Here is a 14,332-nt window from a genome sequence, read left to right as displayed (position 1 = left end):
GATCCCCTGTAGGAGCTGCCGAAGGCTGCGATCTTTTGTTTTTAGCGGTATGAAGCCAAGTGGCCACCCTCGCCACTTTCGCTGCAACCCTCTACCCTGAGTGCATTGGCCGATTCAATTCTGCCGCCTCGGGACACTGAGCCTCATGTACAAAGATTTGAAGTTTCCGGTGTTGATCGTCCATCGCGACATCAAGGCCGACACGGTCGCGGGTGACCGTATCCGTGGCATCGCCCGGGAGTTGGAGCAGGAAGGTTTCAATATCGTTTCGGCCATCGACTACACCGAAGGGCGGTTGGTGGCATCGACTCACCATGGCCTCGCGTGCATGCTGATTGCCGCCGAGGACGCCAGCACTAACTCACATCTGTTGCAGAACATGGCCGAACTGATCGGTCTGGCGCGGGTGCGTGCGCCGGATCTGCCGATCTTCGCCCTCGGTGAGCAGGTCACCCTGGAAAATGCCCCGGCCGATGCCATGGCCGAGCTCAATCAATTGCGCGGCATTCTCTATCTGTTCGAGGACACCGTGCCGTTTCTGGCGCGGCAAGTGGCGCGGGCGGCGCGCAAGTATCTGGATGGCTTGCTGCCGCCGTTTTTCAAGGCGCTGGTGCAGCATACGGCGGACTCCAATTATTCCTGGCACACCCCCGGCCATGGCGGCGGCGTGGCGTATCACAAGAGCCCGGTGGGGCAGGCGTTCCATCAGTTCTTCGGTGAAAACACCCTGCGTTCGGATTTGTCGGTGTCGGTGCCGGAACTCGGTTCGCTGCTCGATCACACCGGGCCGCTCGCCGAAGCGGAAGCGCGGGCGGCGCGCAATTTCGGCGCCGATCACACCTTTTTCGTGATCAATGGCACCTCGACCGCCAACAAGATTGTCTGGCACTCGATGGTCGGGCGCGATGATCTGGTGCTGGTCGATCGCAACTGCCACAAGTCGGTGTTGCACGCCATCATCATGACCGGCGCCATTCCGTTGTACCTGTGCCCGGAGCGCAATGAACTGGGGATTATCGGCCCCATTCCTCTGAGCGAATTCAGCCGCGAATCGATTCAAGCGAAGATCGATGCCAGCCCGCTGACCAAGGGCCGCACAGCGAAAGTCAAACTCGCCGTGGTCACCAACTCGACCTACGATGGCCTCTGTTACAACGCCGAGTTGATCAAGCAAAGCCTCGGCAACAGCGTCGAAGTGCTGCATTTCGATGAAGCCTGGTATGCCTACGCGGCGTTTCATGAATTCTTCACCGGGCGCTACGGCATGGCCACCTCGCGCAGCGAAGACAGCCCGCTGGTATTCACCACGCATTCCACGCACAAACTGCTGGCGGCGTTCAGTCAGGCGTCGATGATTCATGTGCAGGACGGCGGCGCGCGGCAACTCGACCGCGACCGTTTCAATGAAGCGTTCATGATGCACATTTCGACCTCGCCGCAGTACAGCATCATCGCTTCGCTGGACGTGGCGTCGGCGATGATGGAAGGCCCGGCCGGGCGTTCGCTGTTGCAGGAAACCTTCGACGAAGCCCTGAGCTTTCGTCGCGCGCTGGCCAATCTGCGTCAGCACATTGCCGCCGATGACTGGTGGTTTTCGATCTGGCAGCCGCCGGGTGTCGAAGGCATTGATCGCGTGCAGACCGAGGACTGGCTGCTGCAACCGGATGCCGATTGGCATGGTTTCGGCGAAGTCAGTGACGATTACGTGTTGCTCGATCCGATCAAGGTCACCCTCGTCATGCCGGGGCTCAATGCCGGTGGCGCGCTGAGCGAGAAGGGCATACCGGCGGCGGTGGTCAGCAAGTTTCTTTGGGAGCGCGGCCTGGTGGTGGAGAAGACCGGGCTGTATTCGTTCCTGGTGCTGTTCTCGATGGGCATTACCAAAGGCAAATGGAGCACGCTGCTCACCGAACTGCTGGAGTTCAAGCGCAGCTACGATGCGAATGTGCGCCTCGACACCTGCCTGCCGTGTGTGGCTCAGCAAGACGCCGCGCGTTATCGCGGCATGGGCCTGCGCGATTTGTGCGATCAATTGCACGCCTGCTACCGCAGCAATGCCACAGCCAAACACCTCAAACGCATGTATACCGTGCTGCCGGAAATTGCCATGAAACCGGCCCACGCCTACGATCATCTGGTGCGCGGCGAAGTCGAAGCGGTGCCGATCGATGAGCTGGAAGGCAGGGTTGCGGCGGTCATGCTAGTACCGTATCCGCCGGGCATTCCGCTGATCATGCCCGGCGAACGCTTTACCGAATCGACCCGATCGATTATTGATTACCTGAAATTTGCTCGCACGTTCGATAGCAGCTTCCCCGGTTTTGTCGCGGATGTGCATGGATTGCAGCACGAAGATGAAGGCAATGGGCGGCAATACACCGTCGATTGCGTCAAGGAATGAGGACTTTTCCCAGTATGCAACCGGTCATGAATCCAAAATACCCAGGGCTGTCGGTGCGCGTCGCCGATGAAGGCTTTGCGCCGTATATCTGGGGCAGCGACTTCAGCTTCGAAGTCGCGGCCTATGGTGCCGCCGTGATCGGCCAGCCTGTCGAACAATGGCGGGTGACGCCGATCGTGCCGTACCGCAAGTGCTACGGCATCGATCCGGAGGAGTTCAGCGCTTTCCACAACGCGCCGGACAGCGCGATTTTCATGGCCTATCTCGACGATGAGCCGGTCGGCCATCTGGTGATCAGTACTAACTGGAACGGCTTCGCGCATATCGATGAACTGGCGGTGCATGCGCCGGCGCGCCGCCATGGTGTGGCCAAGGCCTTGCTGGATGTCGCGCAGTTCTGGAGCCGCAAGAAAAAGCTGCCGGGGATCATGCTGGAAACCCAGAACAACAACCTCGGTGCCTGTCGGCTGTATGAGCGTTGCGGCTATGTGATCGGTGGTATCGACCAGTTGCGCTATCGCGGCATTGATCCGAACACCGCCGAAGTGGCGCTGTTCTGGTATCGATTATTCGATAACCCGTTGGAGAACCCGATCAGCTCGCCAGCATCGCCTCGGCTTGTTCCGTGAGGATCGCCAGTAACGTCTGAATCGCTGCCGACGGCGCGACGTGCTTGAAGGTCAGCGCGTAGACGCTGATCGGTACGGCCGGCGACAGCGGGCAGACATCCAGCCCGGCCGGGCGCGCGCCCAGTGCAGTGAACGGGTCGACGATGGCCAGGCCTTCACCGGCCTCGACCATGCTGCGCATCATCTGATGGGTTTGCACCCGCGTCTGCACGCTCGGCGCCGGGCGCAGCGCCTGGAGTTTGTTTTCCAGTGCCGGGCTCAACGGGTCCTGACCTTCGAGGCCGATCATGGCCTGACCGGCCAGATCCTGCAGGGAAATGTATTTCTGCTTCGGCTGCAACCAGCCATGGGGCGCGAGCAATTGCAGCTTGCCCTGGGCCAATGGCCGGCAATCAATGTCGGGGTGTTCGGGGTCGTGCAGGCTTAAACCGAGATCGCTCTCGCGCAGCAACAGGCTGCGGACAATGTCGCGAGTCGGCGCGCTGAGCAGGCTGCACGGTGCGTCGGGCAGACGACGACGCAGGGCGGCGAGACTTTGTGGCAGTAATTGTTGCGCCAGCGGCGCAGTGCCGATGATGCGCAAAGGTGGGGCGAGGTATTGCCTGAGGCTGCTGGCCAGCCGTTGCACCGGCTCCAACGCTTCATAAACGTGGGCGATTTCGACCTGCAACGCCCGCGCTTCGGGTGTCGATTGCAGGCGTCCGCGCACGCTGGCGAACAGCATGAACCCCAACTGACTCTCGGCTTCGCGCAAACGCTCTTCGACCTCGGCCACCGGCAACTGCAACCATTCGGCGGCGGTGCCCAGGTGACCGGTCTGCAAGAGCGCCTGAATCACTTCGATATGACGTAAACGCATGCGTGAAGTCCATGTTCAGCAGGTGGGGTCAGTGGCTGAATCCTACCCCAAGTCTGCGCATATGACTTCTGCTCATAACGGCCAGTTATGAAGCGACGGTTGGCTCGGGTTCACGCGTCAGGGTGATACCTGACTGGACCAGGAGAAACTCGTTCTCGCTGACCTTGTTGACGCGATCGCCAATCGCCAGTTTGTAAATCGGCTCCGAGCCAGTGGAACCGTCTGCCGACGGATTGGATTCCTGGAACTCATGCACGGAATAAACGCGGCCTTCCGCATCTCTTGCATGGAACTGACCGACGAGTACTGCTGCCATCTGCTTAGAACCTCTGGAGATAAAACGCTTGATTTGCGGCTTGGTAGACCGCCATCAAGGCCTGTAAGTTTTCCTACAGGAAAAAAATAATCAGCACGCAGGAATTTGCCCTTGTGTGCTGGTGGAATCGTCACCGGATCATCTATAACTACTCGCTCCTCCCACGGACCATCGAGAGTCTTCCATGAGCAATGTCTACAACGTCGCCGTAGTGGTCGGTAGCCTGCGCAAAGCATCGATCAATCGCAAAGTCGCCCTGGCACTGGCAGAACTGGCCCCGGCGAACCTAAAGCTTGAGATTGTCGAAATTGGCGATCTGCCACTGTATAACGAAGACATCGACGGTGATTCACCGCCGGCAGCCTACAGCACTTTCAGGGAAAAAGTGGGTTCATCCGACGCGGTGCTGTTTGTCACGCCCGAGTACAACCGTTCAGTGCCGGCGCCGTTGAAGAATGCGATCGACGTTGGCTCGCGACCTTATGGCAAGGCTGTCTGGAGTGGCAAACCGGGGGCGGTGATCAGTGTTTCGCCAGGTGCCATCGGTGGTTTCGGGGCGAATCAGCACCTGCGCCAGTCGTTCGTGTTTCTCAACGTGCCGTGCATGCAGCAGCCGGAAGCGTATCTGGGCGGTGCAGGCTCGGCATTTGATGAGGCGGGCAAGTTGAGTGAGTCGGTGAAACCTTTTCTGCAAAGCTTTATCAATGCGTACGGACAGTTCGTCGAGCAACACAAGAAGTAACCTGTACACGGAACAAAGTAGGCCTTCGCCTGCTTGCGATAGCGGTGTGTCAGTCGACCAATTGGTAACTGACAGTCCGCTATCGCAAGCAGGCGAAGGCCTACAGGTTTTGTGTTGGCTTCATAACCCCATTTCAATTTAAGGCTGTTGCGGATGCTCGCTGCGTCACTGATTTTCCTGCTGACCATTACCCTTGTCATCTGGCAACCCAAAGGCCTCGGCGTCGGCTGGAGTGCGACGCTTGGCGCCGTGCTGGCGCTGATCTTCGGCGTTGTGCACCTGAGCGATATCCCGCTGGTGTGGCAGATCATCTGGAACGCCACTGGCACTTTTGTCGCGCTGATCATCATCAGCCTGTTGCTCGACGAAGCCGGTTTTTTCAATTGGGCCGCGTTGCACGTGGCGCGTTGGGGGCGGGGCAGCGGGCGCAAGCTGTTTGCCTTTATGGTGCTGCTCGGCGCGCTGGTTTCAGCGCTGTTCGCCAATGACGGCGCGGCGCTGATCCTCACGCCGATCGTGATTTCGATGTTGCTGGCGCTACGGTTCTCTCCGGCCGCGACCTTGGCCTTTGTCATGGGCGCGGGTTTTATTGCGGACACGGCGAGCCTGCCGCTGGTGGTGTCGAACCTGGTCAACATTGTTTCGGCGGACTTCTTTCACATCCGCTTCAACCGCTACGCAGCGGTGATGGTGCCGGTGAACTTCGTCAGCGTCGCGGCAACGCTGGGTATGTTGCTGTGGTTCTTCCGCCGCGACATCCCAGCGGCGTACGACCCTGAGCAACTCGAACATCCCGAAACCGCGATCCACGATAAAGCCACGTTCTATGCCGGTTGGGCGGTGTTGGTGATTCTGCTGATCGGTTGCTTTGCGCTGGAGCCGCTGGGCATTCCGATCAGTGCGATTTCCGCCGTGTGCGCCGCGCTGTTGCTGGGCATCGCCGCCCGTGGCCACAAGATTTCCACGCGCAAGGTGATGAAGGAAGCGCCGTGGCAGATCGTGATTTTTTCGCTGGGCATGTATCTGGTGGTCTATGGCCTGCGCAATGCCGGGCTGACCGGGTATCTGGCCGGTTGGCTGGATGTCTTCGCAGGTCACGGCGTCTGGGGCGCGGCAATGGGCACGGGGGTGCTGACGGCGTTGCTGTCGTCGATCATGAATAACCTGCCGACGGTGTTGATTGGCTTGTTATCGATCGATGCGAGTCAGGCGAGCGGGGTGGTCAAGGAGGCGATGATCTATGCCAACGTGATTGGCAGCGATCTGGGGCCGAAGATCACGCCGATCGGCAGTCTGGCGACGTTGTTGTGGCTGCATGTGCTGGAGCGCAAGGGGATTCACATTGGCTGGGGGTATTACTTCCGGGTCGGGATTGTGTTGACGGTGCCGGTGTTGTTGGTGACGTTGGCGGCTTTGGCTGTGCGGCTGTCCATTTAGACCGAGTCGGCCGCAATCGCTGGCAAGCCAGCTCCCACAGGGATCTTCTGTGTGCTCACTACCTGAGCCACACCACAAAGCCAGCTCCCATTAGCTTTGTGGTGTGCTCACTACCTGAGTCACACCACAAAGCCAGCTCCCATTAGCTTTGTGGTGTGTTCACTATCTGGGCCACACCACAAAACCTGTGGGAGCTGGCTTGCCAGCGATGGGGCCGGTACAGGCGACACAAAAAAATCAGGCCTGGCCGGGTACATTCGGCCAAAGGTCGGACACCAGAAACAACCGCTCAGCCTCTTCCCATTGCCCTCGCACATTCTCGATCAGGCGTACCATCAACTGCGCCGGGGCCAGTGGCTCAAGATCCTCCAGCCACATCCGTAAATGCTCCAAAGTCCAGGTCTGATCCGCCGGATAATGCGCCGGTGCCAGCCAGGCATGGCGGGGCAGGGGTTGCCAGCGTCCGGCTGGACGTTGCGCGACAAACGCCGGCCAGTCCTTCTGATGCAACCAACTGCCGCGCAAATGCTGCGGATGCGCACCGTTCGGTGATTCAGCCTGCCCGGGCCACGGGTACAACAGATAACCGCCCAGCCACAGTTGCGCACTGAACACCTCGATGTCCAGCTTCGCCAATACCGCACGGCTTTCCGGGCGCGCCGAAATCGGCAACTGATGTTGCGCCAGATGCGCCAGTTTGCGGTCCAGCCGATCATGACAACCCGGCCCCAGCCATTGCGCCGGATCACGACCGTCACCATTTTGCGGCCCAAGGTAAAGCTTGATCGCCAGTTCCAGGTGATGCACGCCATCGCGATCACGCAGCAGCATGTCCAGCTCACCGAGGGTGTGGCCCTCACGGCGGATCGGCAGGTTGGCGGCGATCAATTCAATGCCCGGCGCATGCTGCACGGCAAACTGCCACAGACGCTCGTAATACAAGCCCAGCCGCCGCGTACGTGCCTGTGACAACCAATGCAGCAAGCCATAGCTGTCGCGATCCAACTGACGCAGCCAGTGTTCCAAGCGTTCAGGATCGTGCACCCAATCGCTGCCCGCCAGCGGATGGCGCTGCGGCCACGGTGTGGTGGCAAGCATCGGCGGGGCGAGGATCACCCACGCCAGATCGCGCACTTCCGGATGGCGTAATTGGTGGGGCAACTGGAGCAAGTCGGGAAATAGGATCATCTTGCGAGCATAGCCGTAAACACGAGCACACCCTTGAGGCTGAAAGGATTTTGTCTAACCGGCGCTTTCGCCCATAATCGTGTTTTTCGCGTTTTCGATTGTCCGCAGAGGTCCCATGGAGCAATTTCGTAATATCGGCATCATCGGTCGCCTGGGCAGTTCCCAGGTGCTGGATACCGTCCGCCGACTGAAACGGTTTCTGCTCGATCGTCACCTGCATGTGATCCTCGAAGACACCATCGCCGAAGTCCTGCCGGGCCACGGTTTGCAAACCTCGTCGCGCAAGATGCTCGGCGAAGTCTGCGACATGGTCATCGTCGTCGGCGGTGACGGCAGCCTGCTCGGCGCCGCGCGTGCGCTGGCCAAACACAATATTCCGGTGCTGGGGATCAACCGTGGCAGCCTCGGCTTCCTCACCGATATTCGCCCGGATGAGCTGGAAGTCGAAGTCGCCAAGGTGCTCGACGGCCACTATCTGGTGGAAAACCGCTTCCTGCTGCAAGCCGAAGTGCGCCGGCATGCCGAGGCCATTGGTCAGGGCGACGCGCTCAACGATGTCGTGCTGCACCCCGGCAAATCGACGCGGATGATCGAGTTCGAGTTATACATCGACGGCCAGTTCGTCTGTAGCCAGAAGGCCGACGGCCTGATCGTCGCCACGCCGACCGGTTCCACCGCGTACGCGCTGTCCGCCGGTGGGCCGATCATGCATCCCAAGCTCGATGCCATTGTGATCGTGCCGATGTACCCCCATATGTTGTCGAGCCGGCCAATTGTGGTCGATGGCAACAGTGAGCTGAAAATCGTCGTGTCGAAAAACATGCAGATTTACCCGCAAGTCTCCTGTGACGGGCAGAACCATTTCACCTGCGCGCCGGGCGACACCATCACCGTCAGCAAGAAAGCGCAGAAGCTGCGCTTGATTCACCCGCTCGACCATAACTACTACGAAGTCTGCCGCACCAAGCTCGGCTGGGGCAGCAAGCTGGGCGGTGGAGGCGACTGATGCTCGATCCCGCGCGCAGTTATGACCTGATTGGTGACGTGCACGGATGCGCTCTGACCCTCGAACACTTGCTTGACCGTCTCGGTTATCACAAGCAGGGCGGGGTCTGGCGGCATCCATCGCGCATGGCCGTGTTCGTCGGCGACATCATCGACCGTGGCCCACGCATTCGCGAAGCGCTGCACATCGTCCACGACATGGTCGAGGCCGGTCAGGCCTTGTGCATTATGGGCAACCACGAATTCAACGCGCTGGGCTGGAGCACGCCGGCGCTACCGGGCAGCGGCAAGCAGTTCGTGCGCGAACACACGCCGCGCCACGCACGCCTGCTGCACGAAACCCTGACCCAATTCGAAGACCATCCCGGCGACTGGCACGATTTCCAGCGCTGGTTTTACGAGCTGCCGCTGTTTGTCGACGCCGGACGCTTCCGTGTTGTCCACGCTTGCTGGGATGCCGGACTGATCGAACCGTTGCGAGCGCTGTTCCCCAATGGCTGCATCGACGAACACTTCCTGCAGGCCTCGGCCGTGCCGGACAGCTTCGCCTGCACCGTGTTCGACCGTCTGCTGCGCGGCACTGACATGCGCCTGCCGGATGGCCTGACCATGACCAGCGGCGACGGTCTGGTGCGTTCGTTCTTCCGCACCAAGTTCTGGGAAGACGATCCGAAAACCTACGGCGATATCGTCTTCCAGCCGGATGCACTGCCGGATCCGGTGGCGCAGAAGCCGCTGACCTCCAGCGAAAAAAACAACCTGCTGCGCTACGGCGTCGACGAGCCATTGCTGTTCGTCGGCCACTATTGGCGCAGCGGCAAACCGGCGCCGATCCGCCCGAACCTCGCGTGTCTGGATTACAGCGCGGTGCTCTACGGCAAACTGGTCGCCTATCGTCTGGATCAGGAAACCCGCCTCGATCCGCATAAATTTGTCTGGGTCGATGTCGAGCGGCCGGAGGTGCTGCAATGAGTGCGGTAGCGGTATTACGTCTGCCGTTGGCAGTGGACTTGAGCGGTTTCGTCAAACTGCTGCAACGTATGCAAGTGCCGCATCGGGTCAGCGAAGAGGCCGGCGAACAAGTGTTGTGGGCGCCGGCGGAAATCAGCGAAGACGTGCGTTCACTCTACGAACGCTTCCCGGCTGGCGATCCCGATCAGCAAATGGACATTCCCGTCGCGCCGACCGTCAAGCGGCCGAGCTTTGCCGAGCAACTGAAATACGCCAAGGCCACGGGGTTCATCCTGTTGTTGTGCCTGATCGTTGGTGGATTGACGTACCTCGGTGAGAATCTGCAGACCCTGCGCTGGCTGACCTTCCTCGATTTTCAGGTAGTCGGCGAGTACATCCATTTCACACCGTTGGCCGACAGCCTTGCGGCGGGGCAGTGGTGGCGGCTGGTCACGCCGATGCTGATCCACTTCGGCATCCTCCACCTGGCCATGAACGGCATGTGGTACTGGGAGCTGGGCCGGCGTATCGAGTCGCGTCAGGGCAGCATTAACCTGATCGGCTTGACGCTGTTGTTCAGCCTCGTTTCCAACTACGCACAGTTTGTCTGGAGCGGCGCGACCTTGTTTGGCGGGCTGTCCGGCGTACTTTACGGTTTGCTCGGGCATTGCTGGATCTTCCAGCTGCTGTCGCCGAACCCCGCCTATCGCCTCCCGCGCGGCGTGCTGGTGATGATGCTGGTGTGGTTGCTGGTGTGCATGTCCGGGCTGATCTCGATGATCGGTTTCGGCGAAATCGCCAACGCTGCCCACGTCGGCGGGTTACTCATCGGATGCTTCACCGGTTTGTTGGGCGGTTTGTATAACCGCCGTAAACTGGCCGCCTAAAATTTTCTGTAGATAAAGAGCACGGAGACCCTGATGTCCTCTTTTAACGACATGATCAACAACATTACCCCGGACATCTACGAGAGCCTGAAGCTGGCCGTGGAAATCGGCAAATGGTCCGACGGTGGCAAACTCACCGCCGAACAGCGCGAGCTGTCGTTGCAGGCGATGATCGCCTGGGAAATCCAGAACCTGCCTGAAGACCAGCGCACCGGTTACATGGGCCCGCAGGAATGTGCCTCGAAGTCGATTGAAGTGCCGAACATCCTGTTCAAGTCGGATGCCATCCATTGATCGAGATTGGCCGCGGTGCAATCAGCAAAATGTCGGCGCGCCTGGACGGGCCGAACGTGCAATACGCGTTTCGTCTGGATGACGTCGAGGTGCCGGTCAACCCGTTGATCGGCACCACGGTGCGTCTGGAATACCTGGGGGCGATCCACTGCACCCATTGCGGGCGCAAGACCAAAACCAGTTTCAGTCAGGGCTATTGCTACCCGTGCATGACCAAACTGGCGCAGTGCGATCTGTGCATCATGAGCCCGGAGCGTTGCCACTATGACGCCGGCACCTGTCGCGATCCAGCGTGGGGCGAGCAGTTCTGCATGACCGATCACGTGGTTTACCTGTCCAATTCGTCGGGCATCAAGGTTGGCATTACTCGTGCTACGCAACTGCCGACTCGCTGGATCGATCAGGGTGCATGTCAGGCATTGCCGATCATGCGCGTCTCGACACGGCAGCAATCGGGCTTCGTTGAAGACCTGTTCCGCAGTCAGGTGGCGGACAAGACCAACTGGCGCGCGTTGCTCAAGGGTGATGCGGCGGCGGTCGATCTGGCGCAGGTACGTGACCAGTTATTCGAAAGCTGCGCCGAAGGCCTGCAAGGTTTGCAGGAGCGATTCGGCCTGCAGGCGATTCAGACCATTGCCGATGTCGAACCGCTGGAAATCCGCTACCCGGTCGAGCAATACCCGGCCAAAATCGTCAGCTTCAACCTGGACAAGAACCCGATTGCCGAAGGCACGCTGCTGGGGATCAAGGGCCAGTACCTGATCTTCGACACCGGCGTGATCAACATTCGCAAGTACACGGCCTATCAGCTCGCCGTGCATCAATAAGGACGCCAGCATGCGCACCGAACAACCGAAGATGATTTACCTGAAGGACTATCAGGCGCCCGAGTACCTGATCGACGAAACACACCTGACCTTCGAGTTGTTCGAGGATCACAGCCTGGTGCACGCGCAGTTGGTGATGCGCCGCAACCCGGTGCGTGGCCCGGGCCTGCCGCCGCTGGTACTCGATGGCCAGCAGCTGGAATTGTTGTCTGTGAGTCTGGCCGATCAGGCGCTGTCTGACGCCGACTACCAGCTGACCGAAAACCATCTGACTCTGCAACCGACCAGCGAAACCTTCACGCTCGACACCAGCGTCAAGATCCACCCGGAAACCAACACCGCACTGGAAGGCCTGTACAAGTCCGGCACGATGTTCTGCACCCAGTGCGAGGCCGAAGGTTTCCGCAAGATCACTTATTACCTCGACCGCCCGGACGTGATGAGCAAGTTCACCACCACCGTGGTCGCCGAACAGCACAGCTACCCGGTGCTGCTCTCCAACGGCAACCCGATTGCCTCGGGCCCGGGCGAAGACGGCCGGCACTGGGCTACGTGGGAAGACCCGTTCATGAAACCGGCGTACCTGTTCGCGCTGGTGGCCGGTGATTTGTGGTGCGTTGAAGACACCTTCACCACCATGACCCAGCGCAACGTCGCGCTGCGCATTTACGTCGAGCCGGAAAACATCGACAAGTGCCAGCACGCGATGAACAGCCTGAAGAAGTCGATGCGCTGGGACGAAGAGGTTTACGGTCGCGAGTACGATCTGGACATCTTCATGATCGTCGCCGTCAACGACTTCAACATGGGTGCGATGGAGAACAAAGGCCTCAACATCTTCAACTCCAGCGCCGTACTGGCCCGCGCCGAAACCGCGACCGATGCTGCGCACCAGCGCGTTGAAGCGATCGTCGCTCACGAATACTTCCACAACTGGTCGGGCAATCGCGTGACCTGCCGCGACTGGTTCCAGCTGTCGCTGAAAGAAGGCTTCACGGTGTTCCGTGATTCCGGCTTCTCTGCCGACATGAACTCGGCCACGGTCAAGCGTATTCAAGACGTGGCTTACCTGCGCACCCACCAGTTTGCCGAAGATGCCGGCCCGATGGCTCACGCCGTGCGTCCGGACAGCTTTATCGAAATCTCCAACTTCTACACCCTGACCGTGTACGAGAAGGGTTCGGAAGTGGTCGGCATGATCCACACCTTGCTCGGCGCCGAAGGCTTCCGTAAGGGCAGCGATCTGTACTTCGAGCGCCACGATGGTCAGGCAGTGACTTGTGATGACTTCATCAAAGCCATGGAAGATGCCAACGGTGTCGATCTGACCCAGTTCAAGCGCTGGTACAGCCAGGCTGGCACGCCGCGTCTGGCGGTGAGCGAGTCGTACGACGCCGCCGCGAAAACCTACAGCCTGACCTTCCGCCAGAGCTGCCCGGAAACCCCGGATAAAGTTGAAAAACTGCCGTTTGTGATTCCAGTCGAACTCGGCCTGCTCGACAGCCAAGGCAACGAGATTGCCCTGCGTCTGGCTGGCGAATCATCGGCGCAAGGCACTACTCGCGTGATCTCGGTGACTGAAGCCGAGCAGACTTTCACCTTCGTTGATATCGCTGCACAGCCGCTGCCATCGCTGCTGCGCGGCTTCTCGGCGCCGGTGAAACTGAGCTTCCCGTACAACCGCGATCAACTGATGTTCCTGATGCAGCACGACAGCGACGGCTTCAACCGCTGGGATGCCGGTCAGCAACTGTCGGTGCAGGTCCTGCAAGAGTTGATCGGCCAGCAGCAGAAGGGCGAGAGTCTGAAGCTTGATCCGCGTCTGGTGTCGGCGCTGAAAACCGTTCTGTCCGATGAGTCGCTGGATCAGGCGATGGTTGCGGAAATGCTCTCGCTACCGGGTGAGGCCTATCTGACCGAAATCAGCGAAGTGGCGGATGTCGAGGCGATTCACACCGCTCGCGAATTTGCCCGCAAGCAACTGGCTGACAGTTTGTTCGAGGCGCTGTGGCTGCGTTATCAGGCCAACCGTGACCTGTCGAAGAAAACCCCGTACGTGGCCGAAGCCGAGCACTTCGCCCGTCGCGCGCTGCAGAACATTGCGCTGTCGTACCTGATGCTCAGTGGCAAGCCGGAAGTACTGGCGGCGGCGCTGGAGCAATTCGAAGCGGCCGACAACATGACAGAGCGCCTGACCGCGCTGGCCGTGTTGGTCAACTCGCCGTTCGAAGAGCAGAAAGCGCTGGCACTGGCCAGTTTCGCCGAGCACTTCAAGGACAACCCGCTGGTCATGGATCAGTGGTTCAGCGTGCAGGCCGGCAGCACTTTGCCAGGCGGTCTGGAGCGCGTGAAAGCGTTGATGCAGCACCCGGCGTTCAACATCAAGAACCCGAACAAGGTGCGTGCGCTGGTCGGTGCGTTTGCCGGGCAGAACCTGATCAACTTCCATGCGGCCGATGGCTCGGGTTATCGCTTCCTTGCGGATCTGGTGATCGAGCTGAACGGCTTCAACCCACAGATCGCCTCGCGCCAACTGGCGCCGCTGACTCGCTGGCGTAAATACGACGGTGCGCGGCAGGCGTTGATGAAAGCTGAGCTGGAGCGGATTCGGGCGTCGGGGCAGTTGTCGAGTGATGTGTATGAGGTGGTGAGCAAGAGCCTGGCTTGATGGTGTGTTGGAGTCGGTGTTCCAGCTGTGAACCGGCCCTCACCCTAACCCTCTCCCAGTGGGAGAGGGGACTGACCGAGGTGAATGTTCGAGTTACGCCGACCTGAAAGTCCGCAGTCGAACTCAGG

At 59.9% G+C, this 14,332-nt stretch carries 13 protein-coding genes; 10 read left to right on the top strand and 3 right to left on the bottom strand.

The features are described from left to right. Positions 1-145: 145 nt before the first annotated feature. Positions 146-2,401 (top strand): Orn/Lys/Arg decarboxylase N-terminal domain-containing protein, encoded by a 2,256-nt coding sequence (locus tag PMI23_RS08700; protein ID WP_007910570.1) that lies wholly within the window; start codon positions 146-148, stop codon positions 2,399-2,401. Between the two features lie 14 nt (positions 2,402-2,415). Continuing rightward, on the top strand, positions 2,416-3,030 hold the full coding sequence (locus PMI23_RS08695; RefSeq protein WP_007910569.1) for a GNAT family N-acetyltransferase: 615 nt from the start codon (positions 2,416-2,418) through the stop codon (positions 3,028-3,030). Here the strand turns inward: PMI23_RS08695 and PMI23_RS08690 are convergent. After that, the gene (locus tag PMI23_RS08690; RefSeq protein WP_007910568.1) at positions 2,996-3,889 is read right to left on the bottom strand and encodes a LysR family transcriptional regulator; all 894 of its coding nucleotides are present in this window, start codon (positions 3,887-3,889) and stop codon (positions 2,996-2,998) included. The genes PMI23_RS08695 and PMI23_RS08690 overlap by 35 nt on opposite strands. A gap of 85 nt (positions 3,890-3,974) precedes the next feature. Beyond that, positions 3,975-4,205: a hypothetical protein gene (locus PMI23_RS08685; protein ID WP_007910567.1), complete on the bottom strand. Its 231-nt coding sequence runs from the start codon at positions 4,203-4,205 to the stop codon at positions 3,975-3,977. A 184-nt stretch (positions 4,206-4,389) separates the two neighbouring features. On the opposite strand from PMI23_RS08685, the gene PMI23_RS08680 reads away from it, so the two are divergent. After that, positions 4,390-4,947, top strand: a complete 558-nt coding sequence (locus tag PMI23_RS08680; protein ID WP_007910565.1) for an NADPH-dependent FMN reductase — start codon at positions 4,390-4,392, stop codon at positions 4,945-4,947. A 153-nt stretch (positions 4,948-5,100) separates the two neighbouring features. Further along, positions 5,101-6,384 carry an arsenic transporter gene (locus tag PMI23_RS08675; RefSeq protein ID WP_007919222.1) on the top strand — a complete coding sequence of 428 codons (1,284 nt, stop codon included), beginning with the start codon at positions 5,101-5,103 and terminating at the stop codon, positions 6,382-6,384. A gap of 237 nt (positions 6,385-6,621) precedes the next feature. On the opposite strand, the gene PMI23_RS08670 is transcribed toward PMI23_RS08675, so the two are convergent. Then, the gene (locus PMI23_RS08670) at positions 6,622-7,572 is read right to left on the bottom strand and encodes a DUF1853 family protein (RefSeq protein ID WP_007919223.1); all 951 of its coding nucleotides are present in this window, start codon (positions 7,570-7,572) and stop codon (positions 6,622-6,624) included. Between the two features lie 115 nt (positions 7,573-7,687). On the opposite strand from PMI23_RS08670, the gene PMI23_RS08665 reads away from it, so the two are divergent. From PMI23_RS08665 to pepN, 6 genes are read left to right on the top strand one after another with little or no spacing between them, the layout of a single operon-like run. Beyond that, positions 7,688-8,578: an NAD(+) kinase gene (locus tag PMI23_RS08665; protein ID WP_003224174.1), complete on the top strand. Its 891-nt coding sequence runs from the start codon at positions 7,688-7,690 to the stop codon at positions 8,576-8,578. Continuing rightward, entirely contained in the window at positions 8,578-9,549 is a 972-nt protein-coding gene (locus tag PMI23_RS08660) for a metallophosphoesterase (protein ID WP_007919225.1), read from the top strand. Before PMI23_RS08665 ends, PMI23_RS08660 begins: the two co-directional genes overlap by 1 nt. Next, on the top strand, positions 9,546-10,415 hold the full coding sequence (locus PMI23_RS08655; protein ID WP_007919227.1) for a rhomboid family intramembrane serine protease: 870 nt from the start codon (positions 9,546-9,548) through the stop codon (positions 10,413-10,415). Before PMI23_RS08660 ends, PMI23_RS08655 begins: the two co-directional genes overlap by 4 nt. Before the next feature lie 33 nt (positions 10,416-10,448). Further along, entirely contained in the window at positions 10,449-10,709 is a 261-nt protein-coding gene (locus PMI23_RS08650; RefSeq protein WP_007919229.1) for a YeaC family protein, read from the top strand. Further along, positions 10,706-11,536 (top strand): DUF2797 domain-containing protein, encoded by an 831-nt coding sequence (locus tag PMI23_RS08645; protein ID WP_007919231.1) that lies wholly within the window; start codon positions 10,706-10,708, stop codon positions 11,534-11,536. The genes PMI23_RS08650 and PMI23_RS08645 overlap by 4 nt, the downstream gene beginning before the upstream one ends. A gap of 10 nt (positions 11,537-11,546) precedes the next feature. Then, positions 11,547-14,204, top strand: coding sequence for an aminopeptidase N (gene pepN / locus PMI23_RS08640; RefSeq protein WP_007919233.1), 2,658 nt, complete (start codon positions 11,547-11,549; stop codon positions 14,202-14,204). Positions 14,205-14,332 lie beyond the last annotated feature (128 nt).

It is taken from the genome of Pseudomonas sp. GM24, assembly GCF_000282235.1.
In the GTDB taxonomy this organism is placed as follows: Bacteria; Pseudomonadota; Gammaproteobacteria; order Pseudomonadales; family Pseudomonadaceae; genus Aquipseudomonas.
The sequence above is the reverse complement of the archived record's forward strand: the minus strand, read 5'-3'. Positions and strand labels throughout refer to the sequence as shown.

What these genes read in the sequence shown, in the direction of transcription:
- PMI23_RS08700 (WP_007910570.1), top strand. Translation starts at nt 146, where the DNA reads ATGTACAAAGATTTGAAGTTTCCGGTGTTGATCGTCCATCGCGACATC.
- PMI23_RS08695 (WP_007910569.1), top strand. Translation starts at nt 2,416, where the DNA reads ATGCAACCGGTCATGAATCCAAAATACCCAGGGCTGTCGGTGCGCGTC.
- PMI23_RS08690 (WP_007910568.1), bottom strand. Translation starts at nt 3,889, where the DNA reads ATGCGTTTACGTCATATCGAAGTGATTCAGGCGCTCTTGCAGACCGGT.
- PMI23_RS08685 (WP_007910567.1), bottom strand. Translation starts at nt 4,205, where the DNA reads ATGGCAGCAGTACTCGTCGGTCAGTTCCATGCAAGAGATGCGGAAGGC.
- PMI23_RS08680 (WP_007910565.1), top strand. Translation starts at nt 4,390, where the DNA reads ATGAGCAATGTCTACAACGTCGCCGTAGTGGTCGGTAGCCTGCGCAAA.
- PMI23_RS08675 (WP_007919222.1), top strand. Translation starts at nt 5,101, where the DNA reads ATGCTCGCTGCGTCACTGATTTTCCTGCTGACCATTACCCTTGTCATC.
- PMI23_RS08670 (WP_007919223.1), bottom strand. Translation starts at nt 7,572, where the DNA reads ATGATCCTATTTCCCGACTTGCTCCAGTTGCCCCACCAATTACGCCAT.
- PMI23_RS08665 (WP_003224174.1), top strand. Translation starts at nt 7,688, where the DNA reads ATGGAGCAATTTCGTAATATCGGCATCATCGGTCGCCTGGGCAGTTCC.
- PMI23_RS08660 (WP_007919225.1), top strand. Translation starts at nt 8,578, where the DNA reads ATGCTCGATCCCGCGCGCAGTTATGACCTGATTGGTGACGTGCACGGA.
- PMI23_RS08655 (WP_007919227.1), top strand. Translation starts at nt 9,546, where the DNA reads ATGAGTGCGGTAGCGGTATTACGTCTGCCGTTGGCAGTGGACTTGAGC.
- PMI23_RS08650 (WP_007919229.1), top strand. Translation starts at nt 10,449, where the DNA reads ATGTCCTCTTTTAACGACATGATCAACAACATTACCCCGGACATCTAC.
- pepN (WP_007919233.1), top strand. Translation starts at nt 11,547, where the DNA reads ATGCGCACCGAACAACCGAAGATGATTTACCTGAAGGACTATCAGGCG.